Consider the following 18,204-nt stretch of genomic DNA (forward strand, 5'->3'; position numbering starts at 1 on the left):
ATGAAGATTGAAGAACTTGATCTTGATACAGAAACAGCAAGCTTGGTGCATCGCTGCTAGTAAAGCCGTGACTCCCCTCATTGGGGAGTTATTATCTTTCAGGGGGTATGTCATGATGTCAACGGACTGTAAGCGCTGGAAGTTTAAAGACAGCGTGCAGGTGCTGACCTACACGGCGCATATTATCATTCAATATCGAAAGGCGATTAAGCTTGCGCATACGAGTGAGATCAAAGAGGCGGTTGAACGGCTGATCACCGGCTGTGAAAAACAAGAGCTTTCTGATCTTCTGGGAGAGGAAGCGGGAAACCAGTTTTTCGATGCGTTAATGAAATTGGATGCTTTAATAGAACCATGGCAAAACGGCCGTGAAGGCCGCATCACTGAAAAGCAGCTGTACCATTTTGAGAAATACAACCAAAACCCCAATCTGATCCAAAAGAGATTAGACGGCAGCAGGGCAGCGATCGTGGGTCTGGGGGGCGTCGGAACGATCATTCTTCAAAACCTTCTGGCGGCGGGCATGCAGCATTTTATTCTCATTGATTTCGATGCCGTATCAGTACATAACCTGAACAGACAATTCGTCTATAATCAATCTTCTGTAGGCAAATTAAAGATCTCAGAATGCAGAGATTATATTGCGGGTATCAATCCCCATGCGGACGCAGCACTTTACCATAAGGAAATTACACAGCCGCAGGACCTGCGTGTGTTAGATCCGTACGAAATTGATATCGTCATAAATGCCGCTGACAAACCCCATAACATTTCTGAATGGGTTTACCGGTATTGCAAGGAGCGGAATATTGCGTTTATGACCGGGGGTGTCGGCAGCTTCAGCGGCCAATGGGGGCCTCTGCTCACGCCTGAATCCTATCAATCCGGCGTCACCTATGAAAAAAACATGCCGGCCGGACTTCTGAACTGTTACCCCGATGAACCGATCAAAGGTTCCTTAGGAGCGACAAACGGTATTATATCCTCGTTTATGTCTCATGACATTATCACATACCTTGCAGGCGGAAGCCCGAAATCCCTGAATACCCGCATCGGCCTGGACTTTGACGGCCTTCATATTACAGAAACGAAGCATTCTCAAAAGGAAAGCGCTTTATGAAGACGATGCATCGTACGGCGAGAAAACCGGGCGACCCTCTGAAAATAGAAATCGACACAAGCCCGATACGCTTGAACCCATTAGATACGCAGGATTACACAAGCAAGATGATTTGCAGCATTATGTATGAAAGTCTGCAGGACGGCTATAACTGCCGGATCATCCGCAAAGATCCACGCACCTGTCAGGTGGACATTCACCCTGACTATTTAGGTGACGCCGAGGGTGTGGTTCAAACGATCATCTATCATCTGACGAAAGAAAATCAAAGCCCCCATCTCGGCAGTTTCCTGAACATAAAACAGGCCGTTCCGTATGTAAAAGGCCTCGTCTCTTCCGATCAGCTCGGGGTGAACGTAACGGGCGAAAAACGCTTTGAAGTCACCTTGGACGAGCCGTCTGATGAGATAGAAGCCGTTTTGCAGAGCAGCTTTCTGATTCCGGGGACCGCCGGGGGCGGCGTGCCGGAAAACGGCCCGTACCGATTCAAGCGTACGTTTGAGAAGGGGCTGGAATTTGAGCGGAATCTGCAATATAAAATGACGCCCGCGGATCACCGCACGGTTCAGACCATCCAATTTATTTTGAATGATGATCTGGAAAAAAGCATCGGTCTGTACGAAGCGAATCAAACGGACGTGACCTGCCACACCCAGTTTCATCATTCAAACATGAGGTATCGGCAGTATGCTGATTTTAAAGAAAGTCATTTGCCGATGTTATTTACCTTCAAGGTAAAGGACGACATGCTGAGAACTTTCATTCAGCATTATTTTGATAAACAAAAGCTGGCCGGCGATTTGGGGCATATCATCACACCGACTGATTCACTGATCGGTATATGGGAAAGCGGGAGGACACCGCAGAAAGATCCGCCCCTTTTGACAAGAGAAGAGCCGATCCGAATCGTTTATGCCGATTATTATCCCAACGGAGAGATCATTGAAAGGCTGGCTGATCTGTTTCGGCGGGCCGGAGCGGACGTATCCGTCTCCCGCGTCAGTCATTTCAATGATTATTACCATATGGATAAAAGCGGGTTTGATATTGAGCTCCATTTGTTCCTGCCGGCTTACATGCATGAGCTGAGCTATATCAAGTATTTCATCCGCGACATCAGCGATCCAGAGAAGAAAAAAACGATCATTGATGCCATAGGAACTGAAAAAAAGAAGGAACTTTTTGGGTTATTCGAGAATACAACTCATTATTGCCCAATTTGTTTTGGGAAAAGTCTGTATCTGCAAGATCCATGTATAGAGGGTTTTAGTGTAAAGACTGACGGGCTCCTTTCTGTTCATGATGTTAAATGCAGATAGCTGGAAAGGGGTATTCATTTGCGGAATCGAAATTTGCTTTACTTCTCCGGTTTTTTCGGAAACTTCTTTTTCGAACGGGGAATTTGGATTTTATATTTAACAAGCATGAATTATTCATTGTTTCTAGTGGGCATCCTGCAATCGGTCCTGAATTTGGCGATGTTTCTGGCGGAAGTGCCGAGCGGCGTCATCTCGGACAGAATCGGGAGAAAAAAATCGCTCTTGCTCGGCCATTTTATGGTCATTGTCTATTTGGTGATGTTCCTGAGCTTCCATAACTTCATTGCCCTCTTCATCGCCCATATTATATACGGTATCGGGCTGACGTTTATATCAGGAACGGACCACGCCTTTTTGTTTGATTCACTGAAAGAACAAGGGAAAGAAAAGTGGTACGGCAAATCCATCGGAAACTATAACGGACTTGTCATACTCGGTCTTGCGATCGCCATGGGCATCGGCGGCTACTTGCAGGAAATATCATGGTCGTATGTGTTTATCGCCGGGATTGTCACTCAGCTGATTGCGATGGCGGTCATTACACAGCTGACGGAAATCAAATTTGAAAACAGTGAACACGAAACGCAGACGGTCGGTGACATCTTAAAAGAAGTCAAAGATTTCTTCAGGCTGAACAAAGCCTTTAAATATCTGGTGCTGTCACTCTCCGTTTTCTTTGCGATTACATCGGTTTTTTATATGTACGGACAGGATTTGTTAAGTCAGGAAGGGCTGTCCGTGCGCAATATATCCATTATTTTTGCGGGACTGTCCATCTTGCAGGCGCTGTGCTCCATCTTTTCTTCAAAGCCGGCGGAAAAATTCACGCCGAGGCGCGTGCTTCTGCTGACATTCTGCATCATCGGGGCGGCTTATCTGTTTATACCTTCGGGCAGTCTGTACGTGACGATTGCAGCTTTTGTCGTCATTAACGCGCTCTATGATGTGATAGAACCCGTATCCAGTCAGGTGGTGAATAATGAGATTCCGTCCAGAACGAGAGCCACGCTGCTGTCCATTATCAGTTTGATGACCTCGCTCTTCATGTTCATTGCCTTTCCGTTTATCGGATTCTTAACGGACTATTTTGATTCAGCTTTGCTGCTGACCGCAATCGGGGTATTATCCATCTTATTGTCGCTGTTTATGATGCTCAGCTTTTACAAACTGAAAGCGAGCGTCGCCATCCAGAATAAAGTCGAGCTTTGAACCAGATTGACAAAGGGATGATGTGAGTTGCTCAATATTCATAATCTTACGGTAAATTTAGCGGGAGATACGATTTTCAAACAAGTATCTTTTTTCATCAATGAAGGCGAGAAAGTGCTTGTGGCCGGGCCGAACGGTTCCGGCAAAAGCACGCTGTTCAGGGTGCTTTCCGGAGAGCTTGAGGCAGATGAAGGAACGATTGCGATTAACAAAGGGGCGAAGGTCGGTTTGCTGAAGCAGATCGCTGATCCCCATGAAGATCTGACGTTGTATCAATATCTGGAAAAATCGTTTGAAGCCCTCGCGGCGATCCAGAAGGAAATGAAGGCCATTGAGCTGAAGCTTTCGGAACCGATGAGTGATGACGAGCTGACTGCTTTATTGGAAAAATACAGTCAATACACGGAAACATTTGAGCGGAACAACGGCTACCAGATGCATGCGATGATTGACGAGGTGTGCAACGGGCTCAGCCTCAGCGAATTAAAGGATCAGCCGTTTTCAAAGCTGAGCGGCGGCGAAAAAACAAAAGCCGGCCTTGCCGAAATTTTAATCCGCAACGACGACGTTATATTGCTGGACGAGCCGACCAACCATTTGGACGTCCATGCGATTGAGTGGCTTGAAGGGTTTATTAAAAAATCGAACAAAACCATTCTGTTTACGACCCACGATAAAACGTTTGCCGACCAAACGGCGATGAAGGTGCTCGAGATTGACGATACCGAGGTGAAGATTTGGCCTTACGGGTTCAGCGAATACTTGAAAAAGCGGGAAGAATTCATCATCGCCCAGTTTGAGAAATATGAAGAACAGCAGAGAAAAATACAGAAGATGAAGGAATCCATCGCCCAGCTGAGAGATTGGGCCAACCGCTCGAATCCGCCGTCTGTCGGCCTGCACAGACGCGCGAATAATATGGAAAAGGCGCTGAAAAGGATTGAGCTGATTAATAAGCCGGTCCGGACGGAGCAAAAATTAAAAAACGCATTTCAGGAAGCGGGCGCCGGTTCAAAAGATATTGTGTTCATTGAAAACGGAAAGGTGACCAACGGATCTTCCCTTTTATATCAAAATGTGAACCTGCGCATAAAGCATAAAGACAGAATCGGCATCGTCGGCAGAAACGGCGTCGGCAAAACAACGCTGATCCGCTGCATCATCGGGGAAAGAGAACTGTCGGACGGCACCATTAAAGTGGGGGAGAATCTTAAAATAGGCTACATTGATCAAAAGAGCCACGTCGGAGATTCGAGCCAGACGATTCTGCAATTCTTTAAAGAAAATCTGCTGACTGAAGAGGGCATGGCCCGGAATATGCTGGCCAAGTACGGATTTTACGGGTCGTCGGTCTTTAAAAAACTTTCCGTCCTGTCAGGCGGTGAGAGAATCAGGCTGAAGCTGTCCATCTTAATGGAAAAAAAGCTGAATGTCCTGATCCTGGATGAGCCGACCAACCACTTGGATATTGAATCTCAGGAAATTCTCGAAAACAGCCTGATGCAGTTTCAAGGCACCATCATCTGCGTTTCTCATGACAGAAACCTGCTGGAGAAGTTCAACAAGATTTTCTGGCTTGAGAATCAAAACGTCACCATCTTTTCAGGTCCATACAGTTACGCCAAACAAAAAAAACGGCAGATTGCCGAATAAAAGGGGAATGGATATGACCATTGACAGACTGACAATCAATGAGTTATCGTACGATCTTTTTGTAAGCGAGTATGCTGATAAAAAACCTTTTATTTTGACGGGGGCAATGGATCACTGGGAATGCAGGCCGTGGACGCTTGAATACATTGATGAACACTATGGAGACAGAATGGTCACCATCCGGAAATCAGATATCGAAGGGGTCAAAACGTTTAAACAAGTAAAGCTTTCCAACTATATCGAGTACATTGATCAGAATGATGACAAATGGTACTGTGACTGGAATTTTACGCAGCTGAACCAAAATGACTTAGACCTTGTCTATTCGGCACCCGAGTATTTTACAAAAGACACATTGAGAGCGGATGAAGAAACGGGACGGGACTGGAAATGGTTCTTTCTCGGTTCTAAGCAGACAGGCACACCGCTGCATCAGGATTTTAACAACACGCACGCGTGGAACGGCGTCATTTTCGGGGAGAAGGAATGGATCTTCTATCATCCGGACGATTCTCCGTATTTGTACGAAGGAAATATCAATGTCTTTGATGAAAAAGATATAGAGCAAAAACCGTTGGTGCAAAAGGCGTCTCCGATCCGCTTCAGACAAAAGGCGGGAGAAATCATTTACGCGCCGCGCCATTGGTGGCATCAAGTCGAGAATACGGAACATACATTGGCAGTGAGTGAGAACTTTTGGTTTACCGGAGAGCGGCTTGCCAATCAGATATAAACGAAAGGCTGAGGAGCATCTCAGCCTTTTTTGTATGGATTCATTTCATCCGGTCCAGACCGAATTTTTTCAGGCGGTATTGCAGGCTTTGTCTGCTGATTCCGAGCTCGTTTGCCGTTTTGGATATGTTATTGCCGTGTTTTCTCAGGGTTTTTTCGATCATGTATTTTTCGAAGTTTTCCATTTTGTCTTTTAAATCTGTGCCGGGCTGGGTGCTTGCGGCGGCTTTGCTTTCCGTGTCAGCGGGTTTGATTTTCATCCGGTATTGATAAGGCAGGTGGGCCGCCGTAATCGTCGTTTCATCCGTCATAAAGTTCATGGCGCCTTCAATCATATGTTCAAGCTCGCGAATGTTGCCCGGCCAGTCATATTCCAGGAAGAATCGCTGCACATCGTCACTGATCGAATCGACATGCATTTGGAACAGGTGATTGTTTTTCTGGATAAAGACTTCGGCCAGAGGCAGAATATCCTCCTTGCGCTCCCGGAGCGGGGGAATGATCAGCGTGACAACGCTTAAACGGTAGTATAAATCTTTGCGCATCCGCTCTTCTGAAATGGCGGTGATCGGGTCTTCATTCATCGTGGCGATGATGCGGACGTCAATCGGTTTGTCCTGAGCTGATCCGATGCGCCTGATTTTCTTTTCCTGAAGGGCGCGGAGCAGTTTTGCCTGCAGGCTGAGATTGAGAGAGTTGATCTCATCAAGGAGCAGGGTGCCTCCCTGCGCCTGCTCAAATAAGCCGGGCTGGTCGATGGCTCCGGTAAAGGCGCCTTTTTTCGTGCCGAATAAAATACTTTCGACCAGGCTGTCCGGCAGGGCGGCGCAGTTTTGTGAGATGAACGGGGCGCCTGAGCGCTGGCTGCCGTTGTGAATGCTTTGGGCGAACAGTTCCTTGCCCGTTCCCGTCTCGCCGGCCAAAAGAACGGACGATGACGTACGGGTTGCCCGTTTCGCGTTTTCGATGACTTCCCGAATAACCGAGCTGTTGCCGAGAATACTGTCAAACGTGTAGCTGTTCTGTTCTTTCCTGTGCATGTTCTCCCTGATCAGCCGTTCGAGCTTGGTGACGTCCTTGGCGATTTCTACGGCGCCCTTGATTTCGCCGTTTTGCACAATCGGGAAGGTGTGGTTGATCGTCGTGATTTCCTGGCCTTTGTTATTGAAATAGCTTTGCTTTACGTTTTTAATCGTTTTGCCTTCTTGAAGGGCCTGAACGAGCGTACTGTCCTGCTGATTGGAAAACATAAATACATCAGTCAGGTTTTTATGCAGGACGTCCCGTTCATCCATATCTTCAATCTGCATCATTTTCTTATTGTAAATGACGGTGCTGCCCTTCTCGTCCACCACATGCAGCCCGACATCAATCTCTTCCAGAATGCTTTGTAACACGAGTGTGTAAAATTCGCTGGTTGTGTGCAGATCAATTCCCCCTCTCAATCGTCTTAACATTCATTATTTTAAAATAAATCGAACGGGAAACGCAAAAAAATTTTGCGCTTGGACGATGTTTAAAAATAAATGGAAATTGAGGTAATAAAACCATTGACTTTTTTAGGGAAATGATTGATATTTAGATATATACTTAAATATCTAAATCATGTACGTATGAGAGGGGGAAAGTTTTTGAATAAAGCTTTTAAAGCACTGGCCGATCCTACAAGGAGAAAAATTTTGGATTTGTTAAAGAAACAAGACATGACAGCTGGTGAAATTGCGGAACACTTCGACATGTCAAAACCCAGTATTTCTCATCACCTTACCATATTGAAAAATACTGATTTGGTTCACGATGAGAGGAAAGGCCAATTTATTATGTATTCATTAAATACCACTGTATTACAGGATCTTATAGGCTGGTTCTTTTCTCTGACTGATTCAGAACATGATAATAAGAAAGGCGGGGAATCATGAAAAAATATCTCTTTTCAGCAGGAATCATAGTTTTAACTGTTTTCACATGGGTTTGCACATATTCATCTTTACCGGACAATTTGGCGACACACTGGGGATTAAACGGAAGTGCAAATGACTACCAAACGAAAGCTAATGCGATGACGATGCTTATTGGCATCATGATTATTCTATATATTTTAATGGTTCTCATCCCTAAGATTGATCCTAAAAATAACTACAAAACATTTATCCGGCCATATATGGCTATATTTAATACAATGTTTGCGATTCTGTTTGTCATTAATCTGATGACCATCTTGACCGGCCTGGGATATGATCTCCCTATATCTTATTTAGGAAACTTTATAGTGGGAGTCATTTTCATGGTGTTTGGAAACTTCATTCAGATCGTTAAGCCTAATTTCTTTTTAGGGATAAGAACACCTTGGACGCTGAGCAGTGAAAGAGTTTGGAAGGATACACACAGAGTTAGTTCGAAAATTTTTGTCTTAGCGGGCATACTCATGATGCTTGCAGCTTTTTTGCCGCCGGTATATAGAGTGTCAGTCATTTTCATTGCGGCAATCGGCTGTATCATATTATCTTTACTATATTCTTACATTGTATATCAGAGACAATTGAATAAATAATTGTTGGATAGGAGCAATCTAATTGGATTGCTCCTATTTTGTCAGCGGGAAACGCAAAAAAATTTTGCGCTTGGCTGAAGTTTGCACGCAAACTGCCGGAAAATTTTGCGGGAAAAGAAAGAATGCTGGCGAAACATCCCGTTTTTTCGGATTGGCACGGAACTTGCTTTATAAAAAGGGAAAGCAAGATCTAATGTTGAATGATTACAAAACAAGGGGGAATCAGATTATGTCAGCTTTCACAAAATCTCAAGAAATTATCAGCCAAACTTCACATTACGGCGCGAACAACTATCATCCTCTGCCGATTGTTATTTCCGAAGCGCAGGGTGTTTGGGTAAAAGACCCTGAAGGTAATCAATATATGGATATGCTGAGTGCTTATTCTGCGGTGAATCAGGGGCACAGACATCCGAAGATCATTCAGGCGCTGAAGGATCAGGCGGATAAAATCACTCTGACGTCACGCGCGTTCCATAATGATCAGCTCGGTCCGTTTTATGAGAAAACAGCCAAGCTGACCGGAAAAGATATGATTCTGCCGATGAATACGGGGGCAGAAGCCGTTGAATCCGCTGTCAAAGCGGCGAGACGCTGGGCATATGAGGTCAAAGGAGTAGCGGATAATCAGGCGGAAATCATTGCGTGTATCGGCAACTTCCACGGCAGAACGATGCTTGCGGTATCCCTTTCTTCAGAAGATGAGTATAAACGCGGTTTCGGACCTATGCTTCCGGGTATAAAATTAATTCCATACGGAGACGCAGAAGCGCTGCGCCGGGCGATTACGCCGAACACAGCCGCTTTCTTATTCGAACCGATTCAGGGAGAAGCGGGCATCGTCATTCCGCCGGAAGGGTTTTTACAGGAAGCGGCCGCCATTTGTAAGGAAGAAAATGTACTTCTGATCGCTGATGAAATTCAGACGGGACTCGGCCGCACAGGGAAAACATTCGCGGTTGACTGGGAAAATATCGTACCGGATATGTTCATCTTAGGCAAAGCGCTCGGCGGGGGCGTCTTCCCGATTTCGTGCATCGCGGCGAACCGTGACATTCTCGGCGTGTTTAACCCGGGTTCCCACGGCTCGACATTCGGCGGAAACCCGCTCGCTTGCGCGGTATCGCTCGCATCTCTTGAAGTCCTTGAGGAAGAAGGGCTGGCAGAGCGTTCCCTTCAGCTTGGCCGTTATTTTAAAGAAGAGCTTGAGAAAATTGATAACCCGATCATAAAAGACGTGCGCGGACGCGGCCTGTTTATCGGCGTTGAACTGACAGAAGCGGCCCGCCCTTATTGTGAAAAGCTGAAAGGCGAAGGGCTTTTATGCAAAGAAACACATGATACCGTGATCCGTTTTGCACCGCCGTTAATGATTTCCAAGGAAGACTTGGACTGGGCGATCCAAAAGATCACAAACGTGCTTCAAAACGCGTAAAACCTTGATGCGGCAATGCTTTCCCTCGGCTTGTATGGAATTTACAAATAAAAAATTCAGCACACTCTATTTGCGCGGCGACAGTATTTTAGTATAATGTATCTTTATGTACGAAAATGAATTTCATATAACATTCATATACAAATAGAGGCTCTTTGGACAGCAAATCGGTTTCAAAGCACCGGCTTGGTTCCAATACAAGTTGCTGAAGGGGTGCAGAATAGTGAATACAAATCAAAAAGAGAATCAGCTTCAGCGCACAATGAAATCACGCCATTTGTTTATGATTTCTTTGGGCGGAGTGATCGGCACCGGGTTTTTCCTGAGTACCGGATTTACAATTAACCAGGCGGGACCGCTGGGCGCGGTTCTGTCTTATCTGGTCGGCGGTTTTATTATGTTTTTGACCATGCTCTGCTTAGGCGAGCTTGCGGTTGCCCTTCCTGTATCAGGGTCGTTTCAGACGTACGCAACCAAATTCATCAGCCCCGCTTTCGGTTTCGCATTCGGCTGGCTGTACTGGCTCGGCTGGGCGGTAACATGCGCCATTGAGTTTTTATCTGCGGGACAATTGATGCTCCGCTGGTTTCCGCATGTTCCCGTATGGGTATGGTGCCTCGTGTTTGTCGGACTGATGTTTCTTTTGAACGCCATTACCACAAAAGCGTTCGCTGAGTCGGAATTTTGGTTTTCCGGCATTAAAATTGTAGTCATTCTGCTGTTTATTATTTTGGGCGGCGCCGCCATGTTCGGCCTGATTGACATGAAACACGGCGAGCAGGCTCCTTTCTTCTCTCATTTTTATGAGGATGGATTGTTTCCGAACGGCATTAAGGCTATGCTTATTACGATGATTACCGTAAACTTCGCGTTCCAGGGAACGGAGCTGATCGGGGTTGCCGCGGGAGAAAGTGAAAATCCCGAGAAAACGATTCCGCGCTCTATCCGGCAGACGGTATGGAGAACGCTTGTCTTTTTCGTTCTCTCCATCATCGTCATTGCCGGCATGATTCCGTGGAAGCGGGCGGGAGTGGTCGAAAGCCCGTTTGTCGTGGTGTTTGAACAAATCGGTATTCCATATGCGGCCGATATTATGAACTTTGTTATCTTAATTGCGCTGCTCTCAGTGGCCAACTCAGGCCTGTTTGCATCGACGCGTATCCTATATGCCATGGCGAATGAAGGACAAGCCTTTAAATCGCTCGGCAAAATAAATAAACGCGGCGTGCCGATGAATGCTCTGATCGTGACGCTGGCCGTCGCCTGCCTGTCCCTGCTGTCTAAGGTGGCTGCGCCGGAAGTCGTTTATATGTTTCTCTTATCATTAGCCGGACTAAGCGCGCAGGTCGGCTGGATTACGATTTCCCTGTCGCAGCTGATGTTCAGACGGAAATACATCCGCGAAGGCGGCAAAGTGGAAGACCTGAAGTTTAAAACACCGCTGTACCCGGTGCTGCCTATTATCGGGCTGACGTTAAATACGGTTGTTCTGATCAGTCTCGCATTTGATTCAGAACAGCGGCTCGCCCTTTATTGCGGCATCCCGTTCATGGCGGTGTGCGTTATCGTTTATCATCTGTATGTAAAAAAGCGTAAGCAGACAGAAAAACAGATAGAGCTTTAAATCTTTTCGTGTCCAAGTCATCTTTGAGAAACCCGCACAGGACAACATACAACATGTTGAGGTGGAAAAACGGATGAACAAGAATATCTCAGTTATTGGAATGCCGATGGATTTAGGACAAGCACGACGCGGAGTGGACATGGGCCCGAGCGCCATCCGCTACGCGCATCTCATTGAACGGTTATCTGACATGGGGTATGCGGTGGAAGACTTAGGCGACATCCCCGTCAATCGTGAAAAACTCAAAAATGATGAAGAGCTGAAAAATTTGAACTCTGTGCTCTCGGGGAACGAGCAGCTCGCCCAAAAGGTGGACAGCGTCATTGAGAATGAGCGGTTCCCTCTCGTCTTGGGCGGCGATCACAGCATCGCGATCGGAACGCTGACAGGAACGGCAAAGCACTATAAACAGCTCGGCGTCATCTGGTACGACGCGCACGGCGACTTAAACACCCTGGAAACATCGCCGTCAGGCAATATTCACGGAATGCCGCTGGCCGTCAGCCTCGGCGTCGGACACGACACGCTGGTGAACCTGGGCGGGTATGCCCCGAAAATCAAGCCGGAGAACGTCGTCATCATCGGCGCGAGATCACTTGATGAAGGCGAGCGTGAATACATTAAGGAAACAGGCATGAAGGTCTATACGATGCATGAGATTGACCGCCTCGGCATGACAAAGGTCATTGAAGAGACCATTGACTACCTGTCAGACTGTGACGGCGTTCACCTCAGCCTTGACCTCGACGGCCTTGATCCGAGCGACGCGCCCGGCGTAGGCACGCCTGTCGTCGGCGGCATCAGCTACCGTGAAAGCCACTTGGCAATGGAAATGCTGTATGATGCCGACATCATCACTTCAGCTGAATTTGTCGAAGTCAACCCGATTCTCGATCACAAAAACAAAACCGGCAAAACAGCGGTTGAGCTGGTGGAATCTTTGTTAGGAAAAAAACTATTATAAAATATGCGCCTCCGCACTTGCGGGGGTTTTTTTGTTGCCCCGAGGAAACTAGCAGGCTTTCACCCTCTTTTCAGGACTGTAAATATGATATATTTATTACACAAAATGGGAAAGGGAGGTGTCCTGACAGATGGCTGAAGTGATGGCCCACGAAACAGTTGCGAAAAAAATCAGTGACTGGTATGAGGAAATCAAAAAGCACAACACTGAATCGGCTGAGGCGTTAAGAGAACAACTGCTTACGGATCTGCAAAATATGACACAAAATCAAACGGTGCTCCTTTATTTTAATTTAATTGATTCCCGCTATAAGCTTTTGATGGAAGAGTATGAGAAAACAGACGGCATTTTAAAAACGATCCAGCTGAACGCCGATAAAGAAAAGACAGACCAGATGATTCAATACTATTATTATTTCTTTTCCGGAATGCACGAGTTTTACCGTAAACGGTTTATGAACGCCATTAATTTTTACCGGATTGCTGAAAGCAGGCTCCGGCACATACCGAATGAGATTGAAAGAGCCGAGTTTAATTATCAAGTGGCGATTGCCTACTATGAAATCCGCCAAAACTACTTTGCGATGAACCACGCGGAAAAAGCGTTGGAGATCTACAAAGCCAATGAAATGTACGCGGTCAGAGAAGCACAGTGTTTAATGGTGATCGGCTGTAACAGAATGGACTTGTTTCACTATCAGAAAGCCGAAGAGCTCCTGCAGACGGCGGTTCATCAAGCCGCCAAAGCGGGCGATCCGCATATTGAGGCGCTCGCCCACTTTAACGCAGGTATTTGCTATGAAAGACAGGAAAAGCTTGAGGAGGCGCGGATCGAGTTTGAAACGGCTCTCGATCAAAAGGAGCATTTGCAATCAGCATATTCGGTGCGGAGTCTGTACATGCTGGCCAGAGTGTTATTGAAACAGGAACAGACGGATGAGGGCCGGTTTTGGCTGCACAAAGCGCTGAATGCCGCTAAAGAAAAAAACGAGCCCGTATACACCCAAAAGCTGCGCATCTTACAGCATGTCTTTATTGACCGCAATGAAGAAGCGCTTGAATCAGCTTTCGCCGAGTTAAGAAGGAAAGAGCTGTGGAGTGACGTTTCCGATTTGTCGTATCAGGCCGCGGCGCATTTTAAAAAACAGGAGAATTACAAACTGGCGGCGAAGTATTTTCAAGAATCAATTGATGCCAATGACCAAATTTTGAGATTGACGGAGGGGATTCGTAATGAAAACATGTAAATTCATTGTACTCTCAGCAGCCTTGGCAAGTCTCATTTCGATTGGATTATTTGCGCAAACTGGTTCAACGGCACAAGCCGAACAAATCATAAAACCGGCGGAAAACGGAGCCTTCGGATAATACTTCATGATACCGCTTTCAGTCTGTGTTTTGTAAGGAGTGATTCAATGGCTATCACGCTGCAGCCGATGACAGGACAAGAATTTCAGTCCTATCTCGCCCATTCAACCAAGCATTACGCTGAAGAAAAGGTAAAAGCGGGAACGTGGCTGCCTGACGAAGCGCCGGAGTTAGCGAAGCTGGCGTTTGAAGACCTGCTTCCTGACGGCTTGGAGACGGCCGACCACTATTTATGGACGCTGACATTGGACGGAAAGGAAAATGCCGGCTGGCTGTGGCTGCACGCCGATTCGGACCACCCGCAACGGGACGCATTTATTTATGATTTCGGCCTTCATCCGCCTTTCCGCGGCAAAGGCTATGCGAAAGAGGCACTCGCAAGGCTGGAGGACAAAGCCAAAGACCTGGGTGTCCGCAAGATTTCTCTCCATGTGTTCGCTCATAACGAAACGGCTCGGAAGCTGTATGAGAAGACGGGATTTCTGGAGACGGATGTCATCATGAGCAAAAAGCTGTCATGAAAAGGGGCCCGCACGATGGGCCTCTTTTGTTATTCATCTAACAATGTCATCATTTGTTCCGGATAACGCTCGCCGGCCGCCGTGCCGATCGGAAACATCTCATCCAACCGCGCCTTCAAATCCTCGGGAAGCACAATGTCGAGAGCGGCGAGGTTCTCTTCCAAGTAGTGTTTCTTTTTTGTGCCCGGGATCGGAATGAGATCATCGCCGTTTGCGAGAACCCATGCGAGCGCAAGCTGAGGCGCGGTAATATTCATTTCCCGGGCAATGGCGGTAAGTTTTTGGACGAGCCCTATATTCACCGCCAAATTGTCTCCCTGGAATCTCGGCGTTCTTCTTCTGTAATCATCGGCATCCAGCTGCTCGGTCGACGTCATCTTTCCGGAAAGAAAACCTCTGCCGAGCGGACTGTAAGGCACAAATGAGATGCCGAGCTCACGGCAGGCGGGCAGCACATGTTCCTCCGCTTCCCTGCTCCATAAAGAATATTCCGATTGAAGCGCGGCAATCGGGTGAATGCGGACGGCGCGCCTGATCGTTTCTGCGGAAGCCTCTGACAATCCGATATACCTCACCTTTCCTTCGTCTATCAGCTCCTTCATGGCGCCGACGGTTTCTTCAATCGGCACCCGCGGATCAACCCGGTGCAGATAATAAAGGTCGATATAATCCGTCCCAAGGCGTTTCAGACTGGCGTCACACGCTTTTTTCACATAATCGGGCCGGCCGTTGATTTCGATAAACTCACCCTTTTCGCTTCGGACATAACCGAATTTCGTCGCGAGGCACAGCTCCTTTCTGAATGGGGCGAGCGCTCTGCCGACAAGTTCTTCATTCGCACCCAATCCATATTGATCAGCCGTATCAAACAAATTCACGCCGAGATGAACGGCATGATGCAGTGTGGAAATCGACTCTTCCTCACTCTGGCTGCCATAGTATTCCGACATGCCCATGCACCCTAACCCCATTGCGGAAACCCGCATCGAACCGATCGTTCTGTCCTTCATATGTCCTCCCCCTTTCTTGTATGATAACCGTATTTCCTGATATTTGAAAATGATTTATGCATATGATTTACATATTGTTATAAAATTTTTAAAAATCTGTAAATTGTATATTTTTTTATCACAATTTCGTCATATAATGAAAATGTGGAAAAATTATACTCGAAGAAAAGAGGCGAAGTCAATGTGTAAAAAGCTGTTCAAAGCCGTCCTCCCGTTTGCCCTGTCATTCACCATGGTTCTGTCGTTCTCCGGTATGAATGTAAAAGCGAAAGAAACAGAAGCAGCCCGCTACGCAAAAGAAATCGCAGACCTTCAGCAGGGCACGACTCCTCAAGACGTTCTCCAATCCGCCAAAGAGCTTGCCAAACAGAAGCACGTTTCAACAGAAGCAATTCTCAAGCAGTTTCATCAAGAAATCACGGCAGACAAGGTGCAAGGAAATGTAATCGCTTCCAAAGAAGGACTCTCTGCAATGGGCGGATCATCAGGCACAAAAAAACTTCCGAAAAGCACAAAAGGCAATATTTATTACACGAACTCATACACGGCTTATTACAACCACGGGCATGTCGGCATGTATTCATCCGCTGACAAAATTGTTGAATCCGTGCCGGGAGACGGCGTCCGCCAGATTGCTTATAACGGCAGAGAAGTCGAAGACAATTCAATCGTTCAGACCGTGAAAGTCACCGACTCTCAAAAACAAGCCGCCGCTGACTGGGCCGTATCAAGAGTCGGTGATGAGTACTCCTTCAACTTCGTCAATAACAGAAATACGGGCCATGATGGCGCCAAAAACTGCTCAAAACTGCTGTGGTCGGCATTCCTTTTAAAAGCCGGGATTGATATCGACTCTAACGGCGGCTTAGGCGTATATCCGCGCGACATCACAAGCTCGTCCTACACAACCACGATTCTGACCATTCACTAAGGAGAACAACGTGAAAAAAATCATCTGGATACCCTTAGTGATCATCGCCGCCGCAGCGGTCTTATGCTTCTTCTATTTCCGCACGGAAGATCCTGCGGAGGTTGCGAGAGACACATTAAATGACCCTGATTTTCTGAAAGATAAAGAGGCGCTGCTGTATTTCTCCACTGCGGCTGACCAAGACACGTTCGGCGGCGGAAAAAGCTACGCCCTCTTCGCCGATGAAAAAGGACGGCTTTCTTCTTATCACATGAAGGGGCTTGAGCTCGGATCGGCCAAAGTGCATGACGAAAGCGTCCTGCTGGAGGACAAAAAAGGAATCTACACCGTTCAGGGCGGCCTTCACACGTATAAAAGAGCGTACCAGCATACGGGAGACAGCGCGGGATATATCGAACGGGCGAAAGGCTTTTACACGCTGTATAATTCGGGCTACGACAAGAGCGGCGGCAGCTATCGCTCAGAGCTGTACCGCCAGATTGACGGCAAGTGGAAGCAAGACGTCATCCCGCACTATATCCGCGCTTCAGGCTTTTTTAAAGATCATCTTTTCGCACTCACGCCGACAGATGACGAAAAAGGCTATCACGTCCAAGACATTCAGGCCGATAAAGAAAAGCTCCATACAAAATCAATCGCGACATGGACGTATAAAGAAGGCACGTCTGTCGAATCCCAGCTCGCCGCGGACGACAGCGCCGTCTGCTTTGTCACCAGAGGGGAAAAAGCAGATCACATCTATCAAATGGTGAAAGTCATGAAAAACAGCGGCGCCATCAAAACGTATGACATCGCCGCTTATAAAAATGACGAACAGACGATCTATGACTCCATGCCGTTCAGCTTCAAAAAAAGCTTTTTCATGGAGCGGCGCAGCTTCTATTTCGTTGACGGCTTCGGAACCGTCTACCGCATCAACCCTGAGACCGGAAAAAGCAAAAAAGCCTTCAAGCTCCCCGCATCCCGAATGAAGGCCGACTTCAAGGAGCTGACCCATCAAAACGGAAAGCTGTATCTGTTTACGTACAGCTACAAAAAGCCCGCCAAAATCGAATCTTTCGACCTGAAAACGGGCAAAAAGCTGAACGACCTGACCATTCCAAATTTAAAAAACATCGTCACATCGAAAAGCCATCTCAAGCTGTATGATGTGCAGGTGATGGGTGGGTTTTGAAGAGTATAAACATTTCGGAAGAGCTTGCCGCTTTTGGTAAGCTTTTTATAATGAAACGTTACCGCAAGAAAGAAGGTGTTCATTTGAAATCATTCAGTATCTTCTTATTGTTGTCCGTCATTTGTATAACCATTGTTTTTGTCATAATGAATATGTTGATTGGATACCCTGATGTGAGCAACGGGGCATTGATGATGATTGTATATATCGTTGTGACCCTCTTGATAAGGCTATATAACAAGAAAAAAGCCGACCGAACATAGAGATAGAGGAATTTAGGAGGGAGCCGATGAAGAAAAAGCTTGCCGCGGTGACCGTAACCATTCTCCTGGTTTCCGTGATAACCAACTCTTTTTTAAACGGCGGAAAGCCGGACTGGATTGATGTATGCTGTACGCTGCTGGCGTGTCTATTAGGAATTCTGTTCGTCCTTCGCTTAGAAAAAGGAGAAAACACGTAAAGAGCCGGATGCTGAAAACACCGGCTCTTTTTGCGCGTGATTTGCCGAATTGTGGATAAAACTCAGCCCGAAGCACTACTAACATGTGTATAAATAGGTTATATTGAAAAGAGAACAATTGCCGCGTGCAAATG

Annotated in this window: 18 protein-coding genes; 16 read left to right on the forward strand and 2 right to left on the reverse strand. The window is 46.8% G+C overall.

The window, feature by feature from the left end; translation table 11 throughout:
• Nucleotides 1–112: 112 nt before the first annotated feature.
• Genes OQ477_RS11550 through OQ477_RS11570 form a run of 5 tightly spaced genes read left to right on the forward strand, consistent with a single transcriptional unit; the run spans nt 113 to nt 6,034 of the window.
• Nucleotides 113–1,120 (forward strand): ThiF family adenylyltransferase, encoded by a 1,008-nt coding sequence (locus OQ477_RS11550; protein ID WP_265972529.1) that lies wholly within the window; start codon nt 113–115, stop codon nt 1,118–1,120.
• Nucleotides 1,117–2,439, forward strand: a complete 1,323-nt coding sequence (locus OQ477_RS11555; RefSeq protein WP_265972530.1) for an ABC transporter substrate-binding protein — start codon at nt 1,117–1,119, stop codon at nt 2,437–2,439. Before OQ477_RS11550 ends, OQ477_RS11555 begins: the two co-directional genes overlap by 4 nt.
• 18 nt (nt 2,440–2,457) lie before the next feature.
• Complete coding sequence (locus OQ477_RS11560; RefSeq protein ID WP_014306161.1) at nt 2,458–3,648, forward strand: MFS transporter; 1,191 nt, start codon at nt 2,458–2,460, stop codon at nt 3,646–3,648.
• Nucleotides 3,649–3,675: 27 nt separating this feature from the next.
• Nucleotides 3,676–5,301, forward strand: a complete 1,626-nt coding sequence (locus tag OQ477_RS11565) for an ABC-F family ATP-binding cassette domain-containing protein (protein ID WP_007614956.1) — start codon at nt 3,676–3,678, stop codon at nt 5,299–5,301.
• Between the two features lie 13 nt (nt 5,302–5,314).
• A complete protein-coding gene (locus OQ477_RS11570; protein WP_007407887.1) occupies nt 5,315–6,034 on the forward strand; it encodes a cupin-like domain-containing protein in 720 nt (239 codons plus the stop codon).
• 40 nt (nt 6,035–6,074) lie between these two features.
• Here OQ477_RS11570 and OQ477_RS11575 read toward each other — a convergent pair whose 3' ends face one another.
• Entirely contained in the window at nt 6,075–7,490 is a 1,416-nt protein-coding gene (locus tag OQ477_RS11575) for a sigma-54 interaction domain-containing protein (RefSeq protein ID WP_416346530.1), read from the reverse strand.
• Nucleotides 7,491–7,664: 174 nt separating this feature from the next.
• Between OQ477_RS11575 and OQ477_RS11580 the strand changes: the two genes are divergently transcribed.
• From OQ477_RS11580 to OQ477_RS11615, 8 genes are all read left to right on the forward strand, one after another.
• Nucleotides 7,665–7,952, forward strand: coding sequence for an autorepressor SdpR family transcription factor (locus tag OQ477_RS11580; RefSeq protein WP_032875437.1), 288 nt, complete (start codon nt 7,665–7,667; stop codon nt 7,950–7,952).
• Nucleotides 7,949–8,584 (forward strand): SdpI family protein, encoded by a 636-nt coding sequence (locus OQ477_RS11585; RefSeq protein WP_265972531.1) that lies wholly within the window; start codon nt 7,949–7,951, stop codon nt 8,582–8,584. The genes OQ477_RS11580 and OQ477_RS11585 overlap by 4 nt, the downstream gene beginning before the upstream one ends.
• Nucleotides 8,585–8,813: 229 nt before the next feature.
• Nucleotides 8,814–10,019 carry an ornithine--oxo-acid transaminase gene (locus tag OQ477_RS11590; protein ID WP_004393130.1) on the forward strand — a complete coding sequence of 402 codons (1,206 nt, stop codon included), beginning with the start codon at nt 8,814–8,816 and terminating at the stop codon, nt 10,017–10,019.
• 223 nt (nt 10,020–10,242) lie between these two features.
• Nucleotides 10,243–11,643 carry an amino acid permease gene (locus OQ477_RS11595; protein WP_265972532.1) on the forward strand — a complete coding sequence of 467 codons (1,401 nt, stop codon included), beginning with the start codon at nt 10,243–10,245 and terminating at the stop codon, nt 11,641–11,643.
• Nucleotides 11,644–11,716: 73 nt separating this feature from the next.
• On the forward strand, nt 11,717–12,607 hold the full coding sequence (gene rocF / locus OQ477_RS11600; protein ID WP_007407883.1) for an arginase: 891 nt from the start codon (nt 11,717–11,719) through the stop codon (nt 12,605–12,607).
• A 130-nt stretch (nt 12,608–12,737) separates the two neighbouring features.
• Entirely contained in the window at nt 12,738–13,853 is a 1,116-nt protein-coding gene (locus tag OQ477_RS11605) for an aspartate phosphatase (protein WP_265972533.1), read from the forward strand.
• Nucleotides 13,840–13,974 (forward strand): hypothetical protein, encoded by a 135-nt coding sequence (locus OQ477_RS11610; RefSeq protein ID WP_007407881.1) that lies wholly within the window; start codon nt 13,840–13,842, stop codon nt 13,972–13,974. The genes OQ477_RS11605 and OQ477_RS11610 overlap by 14 nt, the downstream gene beginning before the upstream one ends.
• A gap of 47 nt (nt 13,975–14,021) precedes the next feature.
• A complete protein-coding gene (locus OQ477_RS11615) occupies nt 14,022–14,495 on the forward strand; it encodes a GNAT family N-acetyltransferase (protein ID WP_265972534.1) in 474 nt (157 codons plus the stop codon).
• Between the two features lie 29 nt (nt 14,496–14,524).
• Here the strand turns inward: OQ477_RS11615 and OQ477_RS11620 are convergent, their stop codons facing one another.
• Nucleotides 14,525–15,505: an aldo/keto reductase gene (locus OQ477_RS11620; protein ID WP_265972535.1), complete on the reverse strand. Its 981-nt coding sequence runs from the start codon at nt 15,503–15,505 to the stop codon at nt 14,525–14,527.
• Between the two features lie 181 nt (nt 15,506–15,686).
• On the opposite strand from OQ477_RS11620, the gene OQ477_RS11625 reads away from it, so the two are divergent.
• From OQ477_RS11625 to OQ477_RS11635, 3 genes are all read left to right on the forward strand, one after another.
• Nucleotides 15,687–16,436 (forward strand): YiiX/YebB-like N1pC/P60 family cysteine hydrolase, encoded by a 750-nt coding sequence (locus OQ477_RS11625; RefSeq protein ID WP_265972536.1) that lies wholly within the window; start codon nt 15,687–15,689, stop codon nt 16,434–16,436.
• 10 nt (nt 16,437–16,446) lie between these two features.
• A complete protein-coding gene (locus tag OQ477_RS11630) occupies nt 16,447–17,610 on the forward strand; it encodes a hypothetical protein (protein WP_265972537.1) in 1,164 nt (387 codons plus the stop codon).
• Nucleotides 17,611–17,899: 289 nt separating this feature from the next.
• A complete protein-coding gene (locus OQ477_RS11635) occupies nt 17,900–18,070 on the forward strand; it encodes a hypothetical protein (protein ID WP_265972538.1) in 171 nt (56 codons plus the stop codon).
• Nucleotides 18,071–18,204: the final 134 nt, after the last annotated feature.

Source organism: Bacillus sp. ChL18 (genome assembly GCF_026241425.1).
GTDB lineage: Bacteria > Bacillota > Bacilli > Bacillales > Bacillaceae > Bacillus > Bacillus velezensis.